14 protein-coding genes are annotated in these 22,681 nt (G+C 71.9%); 11 read left to right on the top strand and 3 right to left on the bottom strand.

Features of this window, described 5'->3' with window-relative positions:
* Window positions 1-137: 137 nt before the first annotated feature.
* Both HZB25_00385 and HZB25_00380 read right to left on the bottom strand, forming a co-directional pair.
* Complete coding sequence (locus HZB25_00385) at window positions 138-911, bottom strand: inositol monophosphatase (GenBank protein ID MBI5835677.1); 774 nt, start codon at window positions 909-911, stop codon at window positions 138-140.
* Window positions 912-943: 32 nt separating this feature from the next.
* Complete coding sequence (locus HZB25_00380) at window positions 944-2,029, bottom strand: aminopeptidase P family protein (protein ID MBI5835676.1); 1,086 nt, start codon at window positions 2,027-2,029, stop codon at window positions 944-946.
* 72 nt (window positions 2,030-2,101) lie between these two features.
* Between HZB25_00380 and HZB25_00375 the strand changes: the two genes are divergently transcribed.
* Complete coding sequence (locus tag HZB25_00375; protein ID MBI5835675.1) at window positions 2,102-2,443, top strand: aspartate 1-decarboxylase; 342 nt, start codon at window positions 2,102-2,104, stop codon at window positions 2,441-2,443.
* A 222-nt stretch (window positions 2,444-2,665) separates the two neighbouring features.
* Here the strand turns inward: HZB25_00375 and HZB25_00370 are convergent, their stop codons facing one another.
* The gene (locus tag HZB25_00370) at window positions 2,666-3,100 is read right to left on the bottom strand and encodes a hypothetical protein (protein MBI5835674.1); all 435 of its coding nucleotides are present in this window, start codon (window positions 3,098-3,100) and stop codon (window positions 2,666-2,668) included.
* 498 nt (window positions 3,101-3,598) lie between these two features.
* Here HZB25_00370 and dnaE point away from each other — a divergent pair, with 498 nt between their 5' ends.
* From dnaE to ligA, 10 genes are all read left to right on the top strand, one after another.
* Window positions 3,599-7,057: a DNA polymerase III subunit alpha gene (gene dnaE / locus HZB25_00365; GenBank protein ID MBI5835673.1), complete on the top strand. Its 3,459-nt coding sequence runs from the start codon at window positions 3,599-3,601 to the stop codon at window positions 7,055-7,057.
* A gap of 3 nt (window positions 7,058-7,060) precedes the next feature.
* On the top strand, window positions 7,061-8,050 hold the full coding sequence (locus HZB25_00360; GenBank protein ID MBI5835672.1) for an acetyl-CoA carboxylase carboxyltransferase subunit alpha: 990 nt from the start codon (window positions 7,061-7,063) through the stop codon (window positions 8,048-8,050).
* 103 nt (window positions 8,051-8,153) lie between these two features.
* Window positions 8,154-8,327 (top strand): Trm112 family protein, encoded by a 174-nt coding sequence (locus tag HZB25_00355; GenBank protein ID MBI5835671.1) that lies wholly within the window; start codon window positions 8,154-8,156, stop codon window positions 8,325-8,327.
* 84 nt (window positions 8,328-8,411) lie between these two features.
* Window positions 8,412-12,569 carry a hypothetical protein gene (locus tag HZB25_00350; GenBank protein MBI5835670.1) on the top strand — a complete coding sequence of 1,386 codons (4,158 nt, stop codon included), beginning with the start codon at window positions 8,412-8,414 and terminating at the stop codon, window positions 12,567-12,569.
* Between the two features lie 104 nt (window positions 12,570-12,673).
* Window positions 12,674-13,732, top strand: a complete 1,059-nt coding sequence (locus HZB25_00345; protein ID MBI5835669.1) for a PorV/PorQ family protein — start codon at window positions 12,674-12,676, stop codon at window positions 13,730-13,732.
* Between the two features lie 36 nt (window positions 13,733-13,768).
* Window positions 13,769-14,629, top strand: coding sequence for a hypothetical protein (locus HZB25_00340; protein ID MBI5835668.1), 861 nt, complete (start codon window positions 13,769-13,771; stop codon window positions 14,627-14,629).
* On the top strand, window positions 14,626-15,354 hold the full coding sequence (locus tag HZB25_00335; GenBank protein MBI5835667.1) for a hypothetical protein: 729 nt from the start codon (window positions 14,626-14,628) through the stop codon (window positions 15,352-15,354). The genes HZB25_00340 and HZB25_00335 overlap by 4 nt, the downstream gene beginning before the upstream one ends.
* 92 nt (window positions 15,355-15,446) lie before the next feature.
* Window positions 15,447-16,373, top strand: coding sequence for an NHL repeat-containing protein (locus HZB25_00330; protein MBI5835666.1), 927 nt, complete (start codon window positions 15,447-15,449; stop codon window positions 16,371-16,373).
* Window positions 16,342-19,887: a hypothetical protein gene (locus HZB25_00325; GenBank protein MBI5835665.1), complete on the top strand. Its 3,546-nt coding sequence runs from the start codon at window positions 16,342-16,344 to the stop codon at window positions 19,885-19,887. The genes HZB25_00330 and HZB25_00325 overlap by 32 nt, the downstream gene beginning before the upstream one ends.
* Window positions 19,888-19,913: 26 nt before the next feature.
* The coding region (gene ligA / locus HZB25_00320; protein MBI5835664.1) for an NAD-dependent DNA ligase LigA at window positions 19,914-22,681 on the top strand (2,768 nt) is incomplete at its 3' end.

Genomic DNA, 22,681 nt, shown 5'->3' with positions numbered 1-22,681 from the left:
CAGAACAGACTGTCTTGTGGTAGAGTCGGACACGCGAAGGCCTCCGAGGTGCGAGAAAGTGGCGTTGACAACCGCTTTCTAACACACGGAGGCCTTCGTGTCTCTACTCAAATCGATGGTCTCGCGAATTATGCAGGCTAGGCGTCCCGGAGGACGCGCTTCATCGCGGCGTGCAGCAGCCCGTTGCTGGCGATGGTCTCGCGGCCCGACAGGTCGTAGCGGCCGCCGGAATAGTCGGTGACGCGGGCGCCGGCCTCCGCGGCGATCAGGCTGCCCGCGGCCACGTCCCAGGGATGCAGGCGCAGCTCCCAGAACCCGTCGAAGCGGCCGCACGCCACGTAGCACAGGTTGAGAGCGGCCGAGCCGTCGCGGCGCACGCCCTGGACCCGCGGCAGAAACAGCTCGAACTCGCGCACCACCCTGCGGGAGCGGATGAACACGTCGTAGGGAAAGCCGGTCACCAGCAGCGCCTCGCGCAGGCGGCGCACCGCCGAGACGCGGATGCGCCGGCCGTTGCACCGCGCGCCCTGGCCCAGCGCCGCGGAGAAGAGCTCGTCGCGGACCGGGTCGAGCACCGCCCCCGCCAGCGCGCGGCCGTCCCGCACCACCGCCACCGAGGTGCACACGAACGGATAGCCGTGGGCGAAATTGGTGGTGCCGTCCAGCGGGTCAATGACCCAGCGGTAGGGCGGGCTGTTCCCCCGGGCTGCGTGACGGCCGGATTCCTCGGCCAGGATCTCGTGGTCGGGGAAACGCCGGCGCACCACGCTCAGGATGGCCGCCTCGGACGCCAGGTCGGTGGCGGTGACCAGGTCGATGGCGCCCTTCTTGGAGTAGCGCTGGGGGGAGCCGAAGCGCCGGCGGAGCACGGCTCCGCCGGCGCGCGCGGCTTCGACCGCCACGCGCAGCAGCGCGCGCGGCGTGGGTTCGGCAGGGCGCCGGCTCACAGCTGCCGGCGGTCCAGCGGGTAGGTGGTGAGGGTGCGGGCGCCGGAGCGACCCGCCACCACCACGTCCTCGAGCCGGATTCCGAAGCGGCCAGGAATGTAGATCCCCGGTTCCACCGTGACCACCGAGCCTTCGGGCAGCGGATCCACGTTGTCCTGGCTCAGGTACGGCGCCTCGTGGATCTCCATGCCCAGTCCGTGGCCCAGACGGTGGATGAAGTACTTGCCGTAACCGGCCTTCTCGATGACAGTTCGGGCGGCCCGGTCGGCGGCGCGGCCGGTGGCGCCGGCGCGCACCGCGGCGCGGCCGGCCGACTGCGCGGCGAGCACCACGTCATAGACCTTCACCGCCTCCGGTTCGGGCCTGCCGAGGAAGAAGGTCCGGGTGATGTCCGACTGGTACCCGTGGAAGCAGGCTCCGAGGTCCACGATGATCACGTCGCCGCGGCGCAGCTTGCGGTCGCTGAAGTCGTGGTGGGGCATGGCCCCGTTGGGCCCGGAGGCCACCAGCGCCCAGGGCGCAACCGCTCCCAGGGCCACGAAGCGGCGCAGGATGTACTGCGCCACCGATTCCTCGGTCACTCCCGGCTTGAGCCGCGCACGCACCTCGCCCATGACCTTGTCGGCCTGCAGCGCGGCCTCGCGCAGGGCGCGCACCTCGGAGGGCTCCTTGCAGGAGCGCAGGTGCTCCAGCATCGGGGCCCCGGAGCCGACCCGCAGGCGCGGAGTGGTCTCGGCGAGAGCCAGCAGCCAGTCGGAGCGCATCAAAGGGTTCACCGCCACGCGGCGCAGCCGCGGCACGCGGGCGCGGAGCAGGCGCATGGGACTTTCGCCGTCGGCCCAGCCCCACACGGGGATCGGCCGGAGGGCCCGACCGGCGGCCTCGGCCTCCAGCCCGGGCGCCAGCATGGCCACGCGCGTCGGCGTGATGACCAGGAAATGCGGCCGCTCGCGCATGGTGAACGCGTGGCCCGTGAGATACTCGAGATCGGCGGAAGGACAAACCAGCAGGGCGTCCAACTGCGCGGAGCGCAGCAGCGCGCGTGCCCGGATCAGCCGGGCGCGATGGCGTGAAGTTAGCATGGCCGCAGTTTGCGGGAGCGTTGCGGGCCTGTCAACGCGCAGTGCGCGCGGGGACCGGTCCCCGGAGGGCAGATGCTGAGGTCGTATCGCAAGTCGAGCCTGGAAGGGCTCACCGTGACGGAGGTGGACGGCGCCGGCCCGGCCCGGGTGCGCGTGGATTCCGAGCTCCTCGCCGCGGCCCACATCATGCCCGGGGAGCACATTCGAGTGGTGCGCCACGGCGGCGGCGCCTTCGAATGCCACGCCGAGCCCGCCCCGAGGGGCAGCGGCACCGTGTCCGTCGGAGGCCTCCCCGGCTATCAGCCCGGCGACCGCCTGGATCTCCACACCGAGTGTCTCCTGGTGGACCGCGAAGCCCTGGAACACCAGCCGCGCCGCATTACAGTGGACGAGAACAACCGGCCGGTCGGCTGACGGCGGAAGGGACCCGGTCCCGGGAGGGAGTGCCGATATTTCTCAGAGCCGACGTTGGAGGGCGCAGGGATGCGCCCGACCGGAGGCGCGGAGAAATATCGGCACTCCCGCCCGGGACAGGCGGGGACCTCCCGGAAGGCCTGCCTGGCCGTCCGGCGGAAAGCAAGAGCCCCCCGGGGATCGCTCCCCGGGAGGCCCTCGCAGTGTTTCGCGTTTCGTTTCCTACCGCTCGCGGAGCTCGTCCGGCGGGCCGGTGTAGGCTTCGAGATGCACGAACTGCGAGCCGGCGCTCTCCTTGCCCGAGGACGAGACCGCCTTCACCACGAAGTCGCCACCGTTGACGAACTCGTCCCGCACCAGCGACACGCCCGCGATTGCGGCCACGTTGAGCTTGACGTACGAGTTCTCGCGCAGCGGCGAGGGGAAGTACTGGTAGACGTTGTAGCCGACGACACTCGCGCTGGAGCTCGGCAGCCAGTTCAGGGACACCGTCCCGCTTACGACGTCCACCGCGGCGGTGACGCCTTCAGGAACCGGGATCGGCGCCTCGTCCACGGGCGGGCGGACGATGCTGTTGCTGTCTCCGCACCCGGTGACCGCGAGACCAAAACAGGCGGTGACCAGGATGCCCAACAGGACGAGCTTGCGGCTCAGCATGGACAGAACCTCCTTGTGGTTGCCACGACCGGCATGAATGCAGAGCAGTGAAGTAACGTCAATGAGCCGAAATCGGGCGATACAGTGACGACCAGGGTGCCACGACCACGGCAGGGTATTGCGAGAGCCGTGCCATGCCCGCCGCTCCCCGGGGATCGCTTCTGACTTGCGAACTTGCGGGCGGACGGGTGCCGGCAGGACCGCCGCCCGGGCTCCCCGCATCGTGCGCCGCGCAACTTGCGGGGTGGGCGCGGTGCGAATTGCAGTCGGCGGGCGCGCGGAATGTGCCTTTCGCTGCGCGTCCGCGGGGGCCGCACGTTCGCGCGTGCCCACGTCCCCGGAGCCGCGCGTCCTCGGGTGCCACACGTCTTCGGGTGCGTCCCCGGGTGCCCCTTGCGCGCCGGACGCTCTTGCCGCACCATGGTTGCGCGATCACCTGCATCCACTGCCAGAGAAAGGATTCCGCGCCGGGCCCCGCCCGGGACGGCGCGCACCGGCATGAAGCCGTCCTTCGTCCACCTGCACGTCCACTCGGACTACAGCCTCCTCGACGGCGCCTGCCAGTTCGGGCCCCTGGTGGACCGCGTGCGCGAACTGGGGATGCCGGCGGTGGCCCTGACCGACCACGGCAACCTGTTCGGCGCGGTGGAGTTCTACGACGAGGCCACCTCCCGGGGGGTGAAGCCCATCCTGGGCTGCGAGGTGTACGTGGCCCCCGGACCCCGCACGGAGAAGGTGAAGGGCGAGACCGGGGATGCTTCCTACCACCTGGTGCTGCTGGCGCGCGACGACACCGGCTTCCACAACCTCATCCGCCTGGTCTCGAAGGCCTACCTGGAGGGCTACTACTATAAGCCGCGGATCGACCTGGACCTGCTTCACGCGCACCGCGAGGGCCTGATCGCCACCAGCGCCTGCCTGAAGGGCGAAGTGCAGCGCTGGCTCACCATGGGCCAGGAGTCCCGGGCCCGGGAGGCGGCCGGCCGGTACGCGGAGATCTTCGGCCGCGGGAACTTCTTCCTCGAGATCCAGGACCACGGCGTGCCCGCCGAGGCCTACGTGGGCCGGCGCCTGGAGAAGCTGGGCCGCGACCTGGGCCTGCGGCGAGTGGCCACCAACGACGCGCACTACCTGACCCGCGAGGACGCCGAGGCCCACGACGTGCTGCTGTGCATCCAGACCGGGAAGCTGGTCACCGACCCGCAGCGGATGCGCTACCCGGGCGACCAGTTCTACGTGAAGAGCGCCGAAGAGATGCGCGCGCTGTTCGCGGGGGCGCCGGACGCGCTGGACGCTACCCTCGAGATCGCGGAGCGCTGCGACGTGAAGCTGCCCCGGGGCCGGGTCCTGCTGCCGAAGTTCCCGCTGCCGGAGGGATTCGAGAAGGCCGAAGTGTACCTGCGGCACCTTGCGCTCGAAGGCCTCCAGCGGCGCTACCCGGCCGTCGGGGCCGAGATCGAAGCCCGCTTCGACTTCGAGATGGACACCATCGTGAAGACCGGCTTCGCGTCCTACTTCCTGATCGTGCGCGACTTCGTGCACGCGGCTCGGGAGAGGGGCATCGTGGTGGGGCCGGGGCGCGGCTCGGTGGCGGGCAGCCTGGTGGCCTACTGCCTGGGCATCACCGACGTGGATCCCATCCGGTTCTCACTGCTCTTCGAGCGCTTCCTCAACCCCTCGCGCGTCAGCATGCCGGACATGGACATCGACTTCGAGGACCGGCGGCGCAAGGAGGTCATCGAGTACGTGACCCAGAAGTACGGCACGGACTCGGTGTCGCAGATCATCACCTTCGGCACCCTGGCGGCCCGCGGCGGCGTGCGCGACGTGGGGCGCGCGCTGGGCCTGCCGCTGGCCGAGGTGGACGAGGTGGCCAAGCTGGTGCCCAACCAGCTGGGGATCAAGCTGGACGGCGCAGTGGAGAAGCAACCCGAGCTGCGCAAGGCCTTCGACCGCAGCGAGGAGCACCGCAAGCTGCTGCGCGTGGCGCGGCGGCTGGAGGGGGGGAGCCGGCACGCCTCGATCCACGCCGCGGGCATCCTGATCACGCCCGGGCCGCTCACCGACGAGGTGCCGCTCTACCGGACCGGCAAGAGCGAAGTCACCACCCAGTGGGACATGCGCGCGCTCGAGAAGCTCGGGCTGCTGAAGATGGACTTCCTGGGATTGAAGACGCTGACGGTCATCGAGGAGGCGCTGCGCATGGTGGAGCGCCGCACCGGGGCGCGTCCCGACCTCGAGAACCTGCCGCTGGATGATCCCAAGGTGTACGAGCTGATCAGCAAGGGGCTCACGCTGGGGGTGTTCCAGCTGGAAAGCGCGGGCATCCGCGACCTCGCCACCCGGCTCAAGCCCGACCGCTTCGAGGAGCTGATCGCCATCAACTCGCTGTACCGGCCCGGCCCGCTGGGCAGCGGCATGGTGCAGGACTTCGTGGACTGCAAGCACGGCAAGAAGAGCATCGTGTACGAGCACCCGCTGCTGGAGCCGATCCTCAACGAGACCTACGGCGTGATCCTGTACCAGGAGCAGGTGATGAAGATCGCCGTGTCCATGGCCGGCTTCACGCTGGCCCAGGCGGACATCCTGCGCAAGGCGATGGGCAAGAAGAAGCCCGAGGAGATGAACAAGCAGGAGCAGGCGTTCCTGGAGGGCGCGCAGGGTCGCAACGTCCCGAAGCGCACCGCCAAGACGGTGTTCGACCTGATGGCCCACTTCGCCGGGTACGGGTTCAACAAGTCGCACAGCGCGGCCTACGCCGTCCTGATGTACCGCACCGCGTGGCTGAAGGCGCACTACCCGGTGGAGTTCATGACCGCCTCGCTCACCAGCGAAGCGGGGGACAGCGCGCGCGTGCCCATCCTGCACGACGAGTGCCGCCGCATGGGCGTGCCGGTGCTCCCGCCCGACGTGTCGCGCAGCGAGGTGGACTTCGCGCCGGAGGGCGGGGCCATCCGCTACGGCCTGTCGGCGATCAAGAACGTGGGCCGTGGCGCGGCCGAGGCCATCGTGGAGATGCGCGCGGAGGGCGCGTTCGCGGGGCTGTGGGACTTCCTGCGGCGGCTGGACGCGCAGCGGGTGAACCGGCGGGTGCTGGAATGCCTGGCCGCCGCGGGCGCGTTCGACGGGCTGGGGGGTCACCGGGCGCAGATGCTGGCCGCCGTCCCGAAGTTCGTGGAACGCCTCGGGCGGACTGGCCGCGTGGCTCCCGGCCAGGAGTCGCTGTTCTCCGACCTGGGCTCCACGTTCGAGGAGGTCCCGCCGCTGCCCGAGGCGGCCGAATGGAGCAGCTGGGAGTTGCTGGCGCGCGAGCGGGACCTGCTGGGTTTCTACCTGAGCGACCACCCGATGAACGGCGTGCGTCACGAGGTCGCCGGCATGGGCAACGCCACCGCCGCGGACATCACCGGGGGCGAGAAGTCGGGCGAGGTGCGCCTGGTGGCGGTGGTGAACACGGTCTCGACGCGGACCGACCGCAAGGGCCGGCCCATGGCCCGCGCCACCGTGGAGGACTTCACCGGCGCCGTGGAGGCCATGGTCTTCGGGGACGTGTTCGAGAAGGCCCGCACCGCGCTGGCGGAGGGTGCGCTGGTGTGGATCCGGGGCCGCACCACCTCCCGGGAGGACGAGGCGCCCAAGCTGTACGTGGACGAGGTTCTTTCCCTCGATGAGGCAAAGGACCGGTATACTGCGCAGGAGTTGCACCTGGACCTGACGTCCCCTCCGCGGGCCCAGGACTGGCTGGAGCGCATCAAGGAAGTCATCGCCGGGAGCCGCGGGCCCACCCCGGTGTATTTCCACGTCCTGCAACCGGGCGGGGGCCGGGTGAAGATCCAGATCGGTGACTCGGTGGCCGTCTGCCCCGAGCTGCTGGCCGGACTGGAGCGTCACCTGGGCCGGTCCCGGGTACACGTCAAGGGAGGAATGCGGCGGGCCGGGGCGGCTGCCGCGCGCTAGGACATGGCGCTACTCGACTTTGAAAAACCACTGGCCGAGCTGGACGCTCAGATCGAGAGCCTGCGCGGCTTCGCCGAGGGCCAGAACCTGGAAGTGGGCGGGGAACTGCGCCGTCTGGAACTCAAGGCGGAGCGGCTGCGCAGCGAGATCTTCGCGCGACTGACGCCGTGGCAGCGGGTGCAGCTGGCGCGGCACTCCGGCCGTCCCACCACCCTGGACTACGTGGCCACCCTGTGCGACGAGTCCATGGAGCTGGCCGGCGACCGGAACTTCCGCGACGACCCCGGCCTGGTGACCGGCATCGGCCTGGCCTCGGGAATGCCCCTGGTGTGGATGGGCCAGCAGAAGGGCGGCGCGGACGTGAAGGAGAATGTCCGGCGCAACTTCGGCATGTCCCATCCGGAGGGCTACCGCAAGGCGCTGCGCATGTTCCACATGGCGGGCAAGTTCCGCGTGCCGCTGGTGTCCTTCGTGGACACGCCGGGGGCCTACCCCGGCATCGGCTCCGAGGAGCGGGGCATCAGCGAGGCCATCGCGCGCAACCTGCGCGAGATGCTCCAGATGCGCGCCCCGTTCGTGGTGGTGGTCACCGGCGAAGGCGGCAGTGGCGGTGCGCTGGGCATCGCGGTGGCGGACGTGGTGCTGGTGCTGGAGTACGCGTTCTACTCGGTGATCAGCCCCGAAGGCTGCGCCTCGATCCTGTGGTCCGACGCCACCAAGGCGGCCGAGGCGGCCGAGGCGCTCCGCTTCACCTCGGGGGACCTGGTGGACCTGCGCGTGGTGGACGAGGTGGTCCCCGAGCCGGCGGGCGGGGCCCACCGCGATCCACAGGTGGCCCGCCAGCGGGTGCGCGAGGCGGTGCTCCGGAACCTCAGGCGCCTGTGGGAGATGCCCCCCGAGGAGCTGATCCGGCGCCGGCGCGAGAAGTACCTCGCCATGGGCATGAGCGCGCTGGACCCCGCAGCGTTGACCCCCCCGGGCAAGGCGTGGTAGATTGCCCCCGCGGCCCGGGAACCCCGGGCCGCGGAACGGTTTACTAAGGTTGCGGCACCCGGGCCCGCCCGTCGGCGGGGGCCGGAGCCGCCACGGGGTGTCCATGGCGCTGAGCGAAGACCTCCTCCAGATCCTGGTCTGTCCCGCCTGCAAGGGCGACCTCGAGTACGACCGCGAGAAGGCCACCTTGACCTGCCGCGCGTGCCGGCTGCGCTACCGCATCGAGGACGACATTCCCGTGATGCTGGTGGACGAAGCCGAAAAGCTGTCGGACTAGCGGAACGCCGTCCCTCGCGTTCCGCCCCATGCGGGCATGCCTTCCGCCCGAGTCCCCGGAACCCGAACCAGGGGCCCTCACTCGATGATCCAGTCGTGGCACAAGTTCCCCGCGTTCCTGGCGCTGCTGGCTTGCCTGGCGGCGCCGGTCGGTGCGGCCCAGGAATTGACGCCCATCCGCAGCGACGCGGCCGGCTTCGAGTTCGTCTACCGCGTTCCAGGGCTCTCGCTGGCCCCGGACACGGTCGGCGGGCGCGTGTTCCTGCGGCCGGTGGTGCCCGGCGCGGTGAACGTGGGCGAGGTGGGAGCACCGTCGCTGCCGGTGCGCACGGTGCTGGTGGGCGTGCCGTTCGGGGCGCGCGTGGAAGTGGACGTCGAGACCGCGGGCGCCGTGCGCCAGCGGGCCGGGGTGCCCTCGCCGCAGCCGCGCCTGGCGTCGCGCGGCGACGCGCGCGGGACGCTGCAGCCCGAGTGGATCAAGGAGGCCGGGCCGCAGGCGTATGCGCGGGCCTCATTCGAGCCCCAGGTCGCCGGCCGGCTGGCGGGCTTCTTCATCCTGCGCAACCAGCGCCTGGCGAGGATCGAGCTGTACCCGGTGCAGGCGGCCCCCGGCCTGGGGGCGATGCGCGCGCTCGACGAGTTGCGCGTGAGAGTGCGCTGGAGCGGCGGGCGGACCGGATCCCCCGCGGATCCCGCCGATCCGTTCGAAACGATGTACCGCCGCCGGGTCCTCAACTACGAGGCGGCCCGGGCATTCCGGCGCGCCGCCGGGCCGCGCATGGACAACCCCCTGGACGGCCCCGCGTTCTTCAGCGCCAGCACCGGGCCGTGGCTGCGCATGCGCCTCACGCGGCGCGGCATCTACGAGGTGGGCCAGGCCGATCTGCAGGCGGCCGGCCTGCAGGCTCCGGAGATCGCGTCGCTGGATCCCACCACGGTGCGCGTGTTCACCGGGGCCGAAGCGGGCATCCCGCTGCCCGAGGACCAGGACTGCGACTCGTGTTTCATGGCCGAGGTGGACTGCGAGACCCGGGACGCGGCGGACGCCCCGATCACCGTCTCGCGCGGCTTCCAGGTCGGGGACAAGGTGGTGTTCTACGCCACCGCCACGCAGGGCTTCCCCGAGGAGTTCCACGCCGACACCACCGCCAGCGACTCCACCAGCGAGTACCTGCGCAACGAGTTCACCGACGAAAACGTGTACTGGCTCACGTGGGGGGCGGGCTCACGCTTCCCGGACCCGCCGCGCCGCATGACGCGCGTGGCCAGCCTCGGGGCGGCGCAGGTGGCGGCCACGTTCGACCGGGTGCCGGCGCGGCTGCATTTCGAGGAGGACAACTCCTCGCTGTACTACCCGGACGTGTACAGCACCAGCGAGACCTTCCAGCGCTGGGAGAAGTGGTGGTGGGAGAAGTACACCAACGAATCCCCGGGATTCCTTCTGCCGGCCGAGCCGTTCGTGCTGCTCGACGCCGACACCAGCGCGGACGCCCAGGTCCGCATGCGCCTGTGGGGATCGCCGTACGCGGGCTACTACCACAACGCCGAGCTGGGGGACGCGAACCGGGGCACCCGCATCGGGACCGCCCTCTGGTACAACAACCTCCTGAACGACTTGTTCGGGAAGTTCCACCCCAGCGCTCCGACCAACCAGTTCACCATTCGCGTCACCACCGCGGCGCCGTTCAAGGACGAGATCCTGCTGGGCTACTTCGACGTGCTGTATCGCCGCCTCCTGAAGGCGCAACAGGGCGCGCTGTTCTTCCGGGCGCCCGACAGCGTGGGCGCGCTGGGCTACTCGATGCAGGGCTTCAGCGGCTCGCGCGAGGTGTACTCCATCGGCAACTTCGCCTCCGTCCGGCGCATCACGGGCGGCGAGGCGGGGTTCTTCGCGGAGGCGGCCGGGGGCAGGCGCGCCTACCAGGTGGTGGAGCCGGGGGCGCGGATGCACCCCGCCCGGATCGAGCGGGCGGCCTACCTGGGGCGCAGCGTGTCCGGCGGCGCCTACCTCAAGGATCTGGCGCGCGGGGCGGACGACATCATCGTGAGCTACGACGGGTTCCTCCAGTACGCCGAGGAGCTGGGGGCGTGGCGGCGGGGTCATCTCCAGGGCTTCGCCAGCCCCCGGGTGGCGGTCACCGGGATCCAGCAGGTGTACGACGAGTTCTCGGGGGGCCGGTTCGACCCCACCGCGCTGAGGAATTTCGCCCGCTACGCGTTCCGCAACTGGAGCGGCTCCCCGCTGAGCTACCTCACGCTGCTGGGTGACGCCAGCAACGACTTCAAGAACCGCGCCCACCGCGCGCCCAACGCGGACGGCGTGACCAACTTCGTGCCGATGTACGAGAACTCCTTCCAGACCGGGGACTTCATCCAGTACGGCACCGACGACTGGTTTGCGGATGTGCTGTCCGACCAGTCGCTGGCGTTCGCCGTGGGCCGGCTCCCGGCGGCCAACGCGGAACAGGCCCGGATGCTGGTGCGTGAGAAGACCATCGCCTACGAGCAGGCCCCCGAGCTGGGCACGTGGCGGAACCGCGTGCTGCTGGGGGCGGACGACCTGTACCTGTGTGCGCAGGTGGACAACATCGGCTACAAGCACACCCAGCAGTCCGAGGAAATGGCCCGCTCGTTCTTCCCCGCGGCGCTGGACATGGTGCGCGTGTACCTCCTGGAATACCCGTACGGCGCCACCGGGGACCTGTGCAACAAGCCGGGTGCGGAGCGCTCCTACGTGGAGTCCATGAACGAGGGCGCGCTGGTGGTGACCTACGTGGGGCACGGCAACCCCATCCAGATCGGCAACGAGAAGCTGTTCTCCGTGGCCGACCTGGGCAGCGTGCACAACGGGAAGCGGCTGTGGTGGTTCCTGGTGGCCTCATGCACCGTGGGCAAGGTGGACGCGTTCGACCAGGACGGCCTCGCGGAGTCCCTGATCAAGATCAAGGGTGGCGGGGCCATGACCGCCTTCGCCGCCACCCAGCTGGCGGTTTCCGACTACAGCGTCCCCATGGAGGACTCCATCATCGTGAGCCTCTTCGACACCCGCGACGGGCGCCTGGGCCACCCGGTGGGCCTGGCGGTGGTCGAGGGGAAGACGAACTTCCCGGCGCATTTCAACAACAGCAAGTACGTGCTGCAGGGCGACCCGGCGCTGGTGCTGGGAGCGCCCCGGCACGAGGTGCGCCTGGATGCCCTGCCCGACACGCTGCGCCAGGGCGAGCGCGTGACCGTGCCCCTCACGGTGTACCGCGGATGGGGCTCCAGCGAGGTGAACACCGACTTCAACGGCACCGACTCGATCGAGGTGTCCGAGCCCCCGATCGTGCGCAAGATCGACCCGCTCTCGCCGTTTGCGGTGGCCGACTACCTGCCCCTGGATTACCGCCTGCCCTCGGGAACTATTTTCCGGGGAGCGGGTACCATACGTAACGGGCGGGGCAGCGTCACGTTCTGGATGCCGGCGTCGGCCAAGAGGGGGGCCAACGCCCGCATCCGTGTGTACGGTCACGGGTTTGAGGCGGGAGGATTGGTGGCCGACGCCTCCGGATCCGACTCTTTCACGGTCCTGACCGGCACCGCGGCGGACGACGACAGCGGGCCGAGCCTGAGCGTCACCCTGGAGGGGGGCCTCAAGGACGTCCAGCCGGGGGCCGTGGTGCACATCCAGGCGTCCAGCCCCCATGGCATCTACCTGGGCCAGCAGCCCCTCAACAGCGTGTACCTGTCCGTGGACAACGGCCGGCGGGTCATCCTGAACGAGCGGTTCACGTACAACCTCGACAGCTACACCGAAGGGACCGTGGATTACGCGCTGCCGGCCCTGGAGCCGGGAGCGCATACCCTGCTGGTGTCCGCCGCGAGCAACCAGGCGGCGGCCATCGAGTCCGGCAGGCACCGCAAGACCGTCACGCTCACGTTCACGGTGGCGGGCGGCGTGCCGCTGGAAATCCGCAACCTGTTCAACTATCCGAACCCGGTGCGGAGCGGAGGGGCCACGGACGTGTACTTCGAGTACGGCGACGCCGGGGACGCGGTGCTGAACTTTCTGACTGTCTCCGGGCGGCGCATTCGCACCCTCCGGGGCGCCATGGTGCCCGGCAGGAACCGTTTCAGCTGGGACTTGAAGGACGAGGACGGGGACCGGGTGGCCAACGGCACCTACCTGGTCCAGGTGGAGACCCGGGACAGCGGTGGCCAGTTGTCGAAGGCCATCGGGAAGATCGTGGTCCTGGGGAACTGAGAGCGGATCTCCCGGGTAATTGGTATAATCAAAACTGAATGGTTCCGGGTCCGGGGTTCCGCCCAGGCCGCCCGGCCCTTCGAATCACCCGTCAGGAGGATTTCATGCGCAGCTGGTTCCCGCGGTTCGCGCTTCTCACGCTGATCCTGGTGGCCGCGGCGGTGCCCGCGGCCGCGCAGCAGGGTGGCGGGGGAGCGTCCTTGTTCATCACCCCCAGCGCGCGCGCCGACGGCATGGGTCGCGCCTTCGTGTCCATCGCGGATGACCCCTCCGCGCTGTGGTTCAATCCGGCCGGCCTGGGCTTCATCGAGCACACCGAGGCCATGACCAACTACGCCAAGCTGGTGCCCGGCCTGGCCGACGACGTGTTCCACATGTACCTGGCGTACCTCAAGAACAGCCACAGCTGGGGCACGTTCGGCGGGAGCGTCACCTACCTCTCCTACGGGGTGAGCACCATCAGCAGGGAAAACCCCACCGGTGGCGCGGACTCGGTGGGCACGTTCAGCAGCTACGAGCTGGCGCCCATGCTCTCCTTCGGCACCGCGATCAGCAGGAATATCGCCTTCGGCTTCAGCGTCAAGCTGCTGTACGTGGACCTGGCGCCGGGCTACGCGCTGCTGCAGTCGGGTGTGGCCACCAGCAACAGCGTGAACGGCACCGGCTCGTCGGTGGCCGCGGACATCGGCGTGCTGGCCCGCGACACGGTGCACATCGGCGGGCGCGCGGTGGAGCTGTCCATCGGTTCGGTGCTGCAGAACCTCGGCCCCAGCATCTCGTTCGTGGACCAGGCCAACTCCGACCCGCTGCCGCGCAACATCAACACCGGCTTCTCGGCGCGGGTGCAGCTGCAGGAGGGCTACGCCGTCACCGCCGCGATCAACGCGCAGAAGTTCATCATCCCCACGCAGGGGGCGACGGACTCGGCGGGCAACGTGATCGATGTCCCGAGCGAGCCGATCCACTGGCACGTGGGCGCGGAAGTGCTGGCGGCGGGCACCCTGGCGGGACGTCTCGGGTTCATCCACGATCCCGGCGGGCAGATCTCGTCCGTGACGTACGGGCTGGGCATCCTGCTCAGCAAGCTGCAGGTGGACTTCGCCTCCGTGCCCCAGGCGTACTCGGAGCGCGTGAAGAAGTTCAGCCTCACCGTGAAGTTTTAGGCCGGGCCCGCGCCGGCCTTTCGGGAGCGACCAGTGGTGCGACACCGTCTCGTCCGCACGCTCGCGGTCACGTTTGTGCTGGCCCTCGCCTCTGGAGCGGCGGGGGCCAGTGTGCCCCTGGGAGCCGTGCCGGAGCCCGGAACGGGCCCCGCGCCCGCGGCGTCCCTGGCGGGGGGAGTGGATTCCTGGGTGGCCGAGCGGCTGCGCCCGGACGAGGCGGTGGCGCTGTTCGAGCGCGCGCTGGAGTCGCCGGATACCGCGCGATTCACCACCGCCGACTTCGAGCCGCGCAGACCGCTCAAGCCGGGCCAGGCGGTGATGCTCTCGGCGGTGCTGCCGGGCCTCGCGCAGATCCGCAACCGGCAACTGCGCGGCTACGTGATGCTGGGCCTGGAAGCGGGGCTGTGGTTCGCGTACCAGGGGCTGCGTTCCGGCGGGCGGGACCGGCAGGCCTCCGCCGAGCGCATGGCCGGCAGCGCCTTCAGCGTGGACGCCTTCGAGGCCAACGCCAGCGGCAAGCTGGCGCCGGCCACCATCGAGCAGAAGGCCCAGGAGTTGCGGGCCTGGAAGCGGGACAACCGCTCCGAGTACCTGAACGCGCTGGCCACGGACGCGGACCTGGTGTATGGGTGGAGCGACTTCTCGCCGGCCGGCGAGGCCGGGGCCAGCGCCGAGCGCGACGCCTTCGTGAAGCGGCGGGACGACGGGAACCGCCTGCTCCAGCACGCCAACACGATTCTCTCGGGAGTGCTGTTGAACCATGTCGTGAGCGCGTTCGACGCGTACCGGAATGCGCGGAAATTCCAGCGCGAGCTGCCCCTGGGGGTACGCATGAAGGTGGACCTGCAGCCGTTCGACCACCGGGGCTCGGTGGTATTCACCCGGAGCCTGTGGTGAGGCCCTGGGCCCGGTGGGGCGTGGGTATGCGGTCGGTGTGCGCGTGCCTGGCCTTCGCGTGCCTGGCGGGCGCGCTGCGCCCGGAGCCGGCCCGCGCGGAGACCACCCGCGGACGCGCCGCGCTGATGTCGCTGCTGCTGCCGGGCTGGGGGCAGTCGAAGCTCGGCGACACGCGCATGGCCGCGGTGTTCGGCGGGGTGGAGGCCGCGGGCTGGATATCCTACATCACGTTCCGCCGGCAGGTTGCGCTGCGCCACGACAGCCAGGTGCTGTACGCGAAGCTGCACGCGCGAGTGGACGTGGACGGCAAGGGCGCCACCTACGAGCGCGACGTGGGCTCGTTCCTCAACAGCGACGAGTTCAACCGGGCGGTGGTGCTGTTCAACGCCGAGGCGATCTACGCCGGGGAGGCCGATCCCGCGCGGCGCCTGGAGTTGATCCGGAATTTCGTTCGCCTGAACAGCTACTCGGGTTCCGATGGCTGGAACTGGGACACCAACGCCAGCCGTATCGAGTACCTCAAGATCCTCAAGTCAGGCCTGAGCGCCAACCGCAACGGGAACTTCGCGTTCGGTGCGGTGGTGGCCAATCACCTGCTCTCGGCGGCCGACGCCCTGCGGCCGCGCCGCGCACGCGGTGAGAAGCTGGGCGTCTGGGACGTGGTGCCGTCCGTGGCGCTCCGCGCCGACGGCTCACCCGCCCTGGTGTGGTCCGCGGGCTTCTGAGCCGCCTCGCCCTCACGGGCGCGCTGGCGGCCTGCGTCGCCGCCGGCGCGTGGGGCGCAACCCCCGCAGCGCGGTCCGAAACGCAGTCCGCAGTGCAGTCCGAGGCGCCACCCTCCGGCGCCAATTCCATCTCCCCCGGGGACACCTCCGCGCCCGTGGCGCGCCTGGGCGGGCGCGGCTCGGAGCCCGGGCGCTTCCAGCGCCCCGCGGGGATTTCATTCGATGCCTTCGGACATCTGTTCGTGGCCGACCGCGGCAACCACCGGATCCTGGAATTCGACGCCGGGCTGGTCCTGGTGGGCGAGCGGGGCGGGTTCGGCTTCGAACCCGGCAGGTTCGTGGACCCGCGCGCCGTGGTGGCCGACCGCGGGACGCGGGTGTACGTGCTGGACACCTCGGGCGGGCGGGTGCAGACCCTCGACGCCCGCCGCGAGCCGGAGGGCGTGCTGCTCGACGCCCGCGGCGCCGCCGGCGGGCTCGGAATCCACCGCCCGGTGGCCATGGCCGTGGACGGTGCGGGTCGCCTGTTCCTCTCGGACCGCGAGACCCAGTCGCTGCTGGTGTACTCCGCGTCGGGCGATTCCCTGGCCGCCTGGGGCGGCTTCGGGGACGGCCCGGGCCAGTTCCGCCGCATCGCGGGCGCGTGCGTGGATGCGCGCGGCTCCGTGTGGGTGGCCGACGAGGCGCGCCGGCGCGTGGTGCGCCTGGACGCCGCGGGCGGCTACGTGTCGGAATTCGAGGCCGCCCCGGAGAGTCTCGCTGCCTCCCGGCCCTTCGGCGTGGCCGTGGCCGCGGACGGCCGGGTGGCGGTGGCCGACCCGGGCCTGCGCCGGGTCACCGTCTTCTCGGCCTCCGGTCAGGCCCAGGCGGTGCTCGAAGGGGACGGCACCCACCCGTTCGAGGAGCCGGTCGCGGTGGCCTGGGGCGGAGACCGGCTGGCCGTGGCGGACCAGGGAGCGCACGTTGTCCTCGTCTTCCGGATGCCGGGTGTCCCGGCCCGACCCGCGGGCGCGCGCTAGTCGCGCCACGGGAACCGGCCACCGGCCCGCGCCCTGGTTCCCGGCGCTGGCCGGGCTGGCGCTGGTGGCGCTCTCGTGGACCATGACCCCGCCCGCGGCGGCGCAGCCGGTCGCCGGCGTGGTGCTGGAGCGCGGCCTGGGGCGGCGAGACCTCGAGCTGCGGTGGCGGGGAGCGGACTCCGTGGCCACGCTTCCCGATCGCCGGCTGCTGGCCGGCACCGACAGCGTGTGGGTGGACGGCGTCCCGCTGGCGCGCGGCGCCGGGTACCGCCTGGAGGGCGACCCCGCCCGGCTGCTGCTGCTGCGCCGCCCGCCGGATTCCTCCCGGGTCCGGGTGCGCTACCGCTTCCTTCCCGTTCCCCTGGCCGACATCTACCAGTACCGGGGTATCTGGTCGGCCGCCGATCCGGGCGCCGCAGATCCGGGATCGTCCGCCGCCGCGGGGGAGCGGGGGGCGCCGCCCACCACCGCCGCCGTGGCGGGCGCGCGGGCTCCCGCGGCCGCGGGAGGCGAGGCGCTCGGGAAGTTCTCCCTCTCCGGCAGCAAGACCCTGGCCTTCGAAGTGGGCACCAACCGCGACCTCGCGGTGCGTCAGTCCCTGGATCTCTCCCTGGGCGGGGAGATCGGCAGCGACGTGGGCGTGGTGGCCATCCTCTCCGACCGCAACCTCCCGCTCACTCCCGAGGGGCGCACGCAGGACCTGGGCAATCTCGACAAGGTGGTGGTGGAGCTCAAGAGCCCCACGTTCGGCGCGAGCCTGGGGGACTTCGACCTGCGCCTCGACGCGGGAAGATACGCCTCCATGCAGCGCACCGTGCAGGGGGCCCGCGGCAGGGTGCGCCTGGGTGGCGCGGACGTGGAGGCCGCCGCCGCGCTGGGCAAGGGCGTGTTCCTGTCGCGGCAGTTCCCGGGGGAGGAAGGCCGGCAGGGGCCCTACCGGCTCACCGACCCGTCCGGCCGCACCGGCATCGCCGTGGTGCCGGGCACCGAGCAGGTGTGGCTGGACGGCGCGCGGATGGCCCGCGGCGACGGGGCGGACTACACCGTGGACTACTCCCGGGGGGAGGTCAGCTTCACCGCGCGACGGCCCATCCATCCCGGCTCCCGCATCGCGGTGGACTACCAGTACGCGGCCGACCAGTTCCGCCGCAACGTGGCCGCGGTGCGCCTGGGCTGGGACGCCGGCCGCAGCGGCCGGCTGGGGTTCACCTGGCTGCGCGAGGCCGACGACCCCTCGCGCCCCCTGGGGGCGGCCCTGTCGCCGGAGGATCTCGAAGCGCTCAAGCGCGCCGCACCCGGAGGCACGGTGCAGACCGACGGGGCGCACTTCGTGGGCGCCGGCAAGGGCGACTACGCCCGGATCGGCGCGGGCTCCGGCCAGGAGCACTTTCAGTACGTGGGACGCGACTCCGGCGAGTACCAGGTGGACTTCATGCTCGCGCGCGACGGCTCGGGCAGCTACTCGGATTCCCTGGTGGCCGGTGGCCTGGCCTACGCATGGCGCGGGTCGGGCCGGGGCGCCTACGTGCCCGGCAGGCTCCTGCCGGTGCCGGCCTCGCACGCCGTGGCGGCCCTGGCCGGCGGAGTGTCCCACGGCCGGTTGCGCGTGGAGGGCGAGGGCGCGGTAAGCCTGCAGCGAGCGAACCTGCTGGCCGGCGGGGCGCAGGGCACGGGGGGGGCCTGGAACCTCGGACTGTTGTTGGGCCGCCCCACGGAGGTCCCGGGCGCGGGGACGGGCGCCGGCGCTCCTGTGGGTGGCGGGGTCCCGCTGGGGGTGGGCGGATCCGGCCTTCCGATCCCGCCGGGTTCGGCGGTGCCCCAGCCGGGACGGGTGGAGCTGGAAGTGCGCGCCCGGAGGGAGGCGGAGTCGTTCGAGCCGCTGGGGCGCACGCTGGACCCGTTCGTGGAGGAGGAGTGGAACCTGTCCCCGGCCGACCGGACGCGCGGGCGCACCGTGATCACCTCGGCGCTGCGCGCGCGTCCCGGTGCGGGAGTGTCCGCGGGGCTGGAAGTGGGCTCGTGGCGGACGGAGTCGGGGCGGCAGGCGCGCCGGCTGACTTGCTCCGGCGAGCGGCAGGGCCGCCTGGGCTGGCAGCTGCAGTGGGCGTCGGTGACGAACCGGGACAGCGCGGGCGCGGACGCGGGCTCGCGCCGGCGGGGTCGCGCAGCGGTTTCGTGGACGGGCGGGAAGTGGCGACCCGAGGCGCACTGGAGCCACGACCTGGCGCGCGATTCGGCGGGGCAGGAGCGCTCCGGCTGGGACGACGCGGGCGTGTCCCTGCGGTGGGCCTCGGCGCGCGGCGTGGCGGCCGAGGCGGCCCAGGCCTGGAGGCGGGATTTCGGGCCCGGGCTCGCGACCGCCGCCCAGCCGCTGCGCTCGTCCACGCAGCGCGTGGGTTTGCAGTACGCGGGCAGCCCCGACTGGGGGCTCAACGCCACGCTGAGCCAGCGCACGCTGGCGGGCCGCGCGGACAGCCTGGGCGCCACGCGCAACGCGCAGCTGCAGTTCCTGCTTCACCGCTCCTCGCTCGAGGGCGAGGCGCGCTACGACATCGGCACCGCGCGCACCGCGGCCCGCGCCCGCCAGGTGATCTACGTCGGCCCGGGCCTGGGCTCCTACGACAGCCTGGGCACCTACACCGGCCGCGGCGACTACACCGTGAACACCTTTGACACGGCGCTGGAGACGGCCGCCAACCTGGTGGCGCTCAACGCCCGCCTGGAGTGGTCCGGGGAGCGGGCCGGCCGCTCCGACTGGCTGCGCCACTTCGCCGCCCGCACCGAGGCGCAGGCGAGCCAGAGCGTGCGCCGCGCCGCGGGCAGCAGCCTGCTGCCGTGGCCGGGCTCCATCCCCGACGATCCCAACGTGCTCAGCGGCAATGCCGTGTTCCGCCAGGACCTGGAATGGAACGACGGCCAGGGCCGGCTGGGCCTGCGGCTGCGCCACGAGTGGACGGGCAGCGCGGACCGGCAGTACTCCACGTACGGACAGGCGCGCCGCGGCCGCACCGAGTCGGCGCGCCTGCGCCTGGCGGGCCGGGCGGGCACCAGCCTGGAGGTGGAGGGGCGCTGGCGCCGGCGGGAGACGGCCCTGGGCTCGCCCGGCGCGGAGGCGCGCTACGCCACGCGGGGGTTCGATGGCACCCTGGGGCTGCGCTGGGTTCCGGGCCCGCAGTGGTCGGGAGGGCTCAACGCGAGGCTGCTCTCGGAAGAGGACGCCGGGCGCGGCTCGTCGTCCCGCCAGCTGGAGCTGGGTCCCGGCCTCACGTACTCGCGCGCCGGACGCTTCCGCGCGGAACTGCGCGCGCTGCGGGTGAAGGTGACGGAGGAGGGCGGCATCGGCCCGGGCTTCGACAACTTCGGGTCCATCCTGCGCAGCCGCTTCGAGCACGACCTCGCCGTCACGCTGCAGGTGCACGCGGCGGTGCAGGCGTCGGTGTTGGCCCACGGCACCCGGCCCGACGGCGGACGCTGGACGGAGACGGCCCGCTTCGAGATGAGGGCGCTGTTCTAATGCCGGGTGCATGGGAAATGCGCGCGATGCGCGAGGCGCGGCCCCGGGGCCGCAAGCGGATGCCGGCCGCCACGGGGCTGCGGGGCCGCGGTTGGATGACGTATGCCGCCATCTGTCTCGGGTTCGCGGCTGCCGGCCCGGGGGCGGCCGCGACGTCGCCGCGCGTGGAGAGCGTGCGGGTGGAGGGCAACCGGGTGCTGTCCACGGCGGAGGTGCGGGCGCGCCTGGGATTGGTGGCGGGACTGGCCTTTGACAGCCTTGCGGCTTCCGCGGGGCTGGACGCGCTGCTGGGCCGCTACCGCGAAGTCGGCCGGCTGGCGGCCTCGGCGCGGCTGTGGCTGGAGGGCGACTCCGCGCGGCCGGAGGTGCGGGTGCGGGTGGAGGAGGGCCCGGCCGCACGGGTGGATTCGTTTGCCGTGCTGGGTGCCGCGGCGCTCGACTGGGGCGCGCTGCGCCCGTCGCTGGAACTGCGCCCGGGAGCCGCCTTCGGCCCCGGCGCGCTGGAGCGCGACGTGGCGCGCATCCTGGACGCCTACGCCGAGCGAGGGCATCCGTACGCTTCGCTGCGGCCCCAGGACTTCGCGGAGGGGCCGGGGGGACTGAGCTTCCGCTACGCGGTGGACGAGGGTCCGGAGGTCCGGCTGGCGCGCCTCGAAGTGGAGGGCGTCACCCGCACCGACACCCTCCGGGTCTTGCGGCAGGCGGGTCTGCGGGTGGGTGAGATATTCGACCGCTCGCGCGTGGAGCACGCGGTGTGGCGGCTGCGCCGGCTCGGGGCGTTCGACCGCGCGGACGCCGGGTTGCTGGCCGGCGGTGGATCGGGCACCCTCCGCTACCGGGTGCACGAGGGCGGCACCAGCTCGGCCCAGGGGGTGATCGGCTGGTCCAGTGAAAGCCACACGCTGACCGGGTTGTTCGACCTGCAGCTGCAGAACCTGGGGGGTGGCCGTTCCGGCCGGTTCCGGCTGGATGCTCGCGGGAATGGCGTGACCGACTACGAGCTGGCGGCCCGCGAACCCATGGTGTTCGGCAGCCCGCTCACGCTGGAGGGCGGGCTGGGGCAGCACCTGGAGGACACGCTGTACACCCAGACCCGGGTCCGGGCGGGACTCGAGGCGGAGGTGTTTCCGTTCGCGCTGGCCACGGTGGGGGCGGAGTGGGAGCGAGTGGTGGCGGGCGTGGGACCGGTGCTGGTGGAGCGCATCTCCCGGTTGCGGGTGTCGCTCGAGTGGGACCGGCGGGACGACCCCCTTGCGCCGACCGGGGGGATCCTGCTTAGGTTGCGGAGCAGCTTCGGCTCGCGCTCGCGGGAGTTCCGCGCCGGGGGCGCCGAGGGGGGCACGCTGCGGGAGGACGAGCTGGACGCGGAGGCCTACCTGCGCCCGGCGGGCGCGGGCCGGGTGGTGGCGCTGCGGGGGTTCGCGCGCGGCCTGCGCTCCCCGGAGCACCCCGCGCCGGCGTACCGCCAGTACCTGCTCGGCGGGGCCACCACGCTGCGAGGCTATCGCGAGCAGCAGTTCCGCGGCCCGGTGGTGGGCCTGGCCTCGGCCGAGTGGCGCTGGCTGGCCGGCGAGGCCGGCAGCTACGCGTTCGTGTTCCTGGACGCGGGCTTCGTGCGCCTGGAGTTCGCGGCCGGCGGCGATTACGCCGCCGTGAACCTGGTCCGCCTGGGCTACGGCGGCGGGGTGCGGGTGCCCACGCGCCTGGGGTTGCTGGGAGTTGACTACGCCTGGGGCGAGAGCACCTCGCCGTTGGGCGGCAAGATCCACGTTTCCGTCCGGAGCAGGCTGATGTCCCGCCTGCAGGAGTTGGAGGCCGCGCACCCCGCGCTGGTCACGCCCGACTCGCCGACGCAGCGCGTGGCCGGCAGCCCCATCGAGGGCTTCCGCACCGTCCGCCACGCCGCACCCATGATGAGCCTGCTCAATACCTACTCGGTGGACGAGCTGCGCGAGTTCGACGCCCGGCTGCGCAAGGCCTCGGGTCGCGAGGTCCTGGACTACTGCGTGGAGCTCAAGATTGACGGCGTGGCGGTGAGCCTGACCTACAGGGACGGCGTGTTCGTGGAAGGCGCCACCCGGGGCGACGGCGTGCAGGGCGACGACATCACCGGCAATCTCAGGACGATCCAGGCCCTGCCGCTCCGCCTGCGCGGTCCCGCGGCCCGCGGGGAGCTGGTGGTGCGCGGCGAGTGCTACATGGCCTGGCCGGAGTTCGAGGCCTACAACCGCGCCTGCGAGGAATCCGGCGGCGATCCGCTCAGCAACCCCCGCAACGGTACCGCCGGCTCGCTCAAGCTGCTCGACCCGCGCGAGGTGGCGCGCCGCCCGCTGACCTACTTCGCGTACACGCTGGTGGAGCCCGCGCGGCGCGGCGTGACCACCCAGGCCGGGGCGCTGGAGGGGATGCGGGGGGCGGGGCTGCGGGTGAACCCCTTCGCCACGCGCGCGCGGGGCCTCGACGAGGTGCTGGCGGCGGTGGAGGCGTGGCGGACGCGGCGCGACACGTTGGAGTACGACACCGACGGCCTGGTGATCAAGGTGGACGAGCTGGCGCTGCACGCCGAGCTGGGGGCCACCGCGAAGGCGCCCCGGTGGGGCGTGGCGTTCAAGTACCCGCCCCCGGAGGCCGAGACCACGCTGCTCGACGTGCTGTTCCAGGTGGGGCGCATGGGCCAGGTGACGCCCGTGGCGGTGCTGGAGCCGGTGAGCCTGCGTGGCATCGTGATCGCGCGCGCCACGCTGCACAACTTCGAGGACGTGGCGCGCAAGGACCTGCGCGTGGGCGACCGGGG

The sequence above is a fragment of the Candidatus Eisenbacteria bacterium genome, assembly GCA_016235265.1.
Classification (GTDB): domain Bacteria; phylum Eisenbacteria; class RBG-16-71-46; order RBG-16-71-46; family JACRLI01; genus JACRLI01.
This window is presented reverse-complemented; position numbering and strand designations above follow the sequence as displayed.

Excerpts from the sequence above, each read along its gene's own strand:
- HZB25_00380 (MBI5835676.1), bottom strand. The coding sequence starts at position 2,029 with ATGCTAACTTCACGCCATCGCGCCCGGCTGATCCGGGCACGCGCGCTG.
- HZB25_00375 (MBI5835675.1), top strand. The coding sequence starts at position 2,102 with ATGCTGAGGTCGTATCGCAAGTCGAGCCTGGAAGGGCTCACCGTGACG.
- HZB25_00370 (MBI5835674.1), bottom strand. The coding sequence starts at position 3,100 with ATGCTGAGCCGCAAGCTCGTCCTGTTGGGCATCCTGGTCACCGCCTGT.
- dnaE (MBI5835673.1), top strand. The coding sequence starts at position 3,599 with ATGAAGCCGTCCTTCGTCCACCTGCACGTCCACTCGGACTACAGCCTC.
- HZB25_00360 (MBI5835672.1), top strand. The coding sequence starts at position 7,061 with ATGGCGCTACTCGACTTTGAAAAACCACTGGCCGAGCTGGACGCTCAG.
- HZB25_00355 (MBI5835671.1), top strand. The coding sequence starts at position 8,154 with ATGGCGCTGAGCGAAGACCTCCTCCAGATCCTGGTCTGTCCCGCCTGC.
- HZB25_00350 (MBI5835670.1), top strand. The coding sequence starts at position 8,412 with ATGATCCAGTCGTGGCACAAGTTCCCCGCGTTCCTGGCGCTGCTGGCT.
- HZB25_00345 (MBI5835669.1), top strand. The coding sequence starts at position 12,674 with ATGCGCAGCTGGTTCCCGCGGTTCGCGCTTCTCACGCTGATCCTGGTG.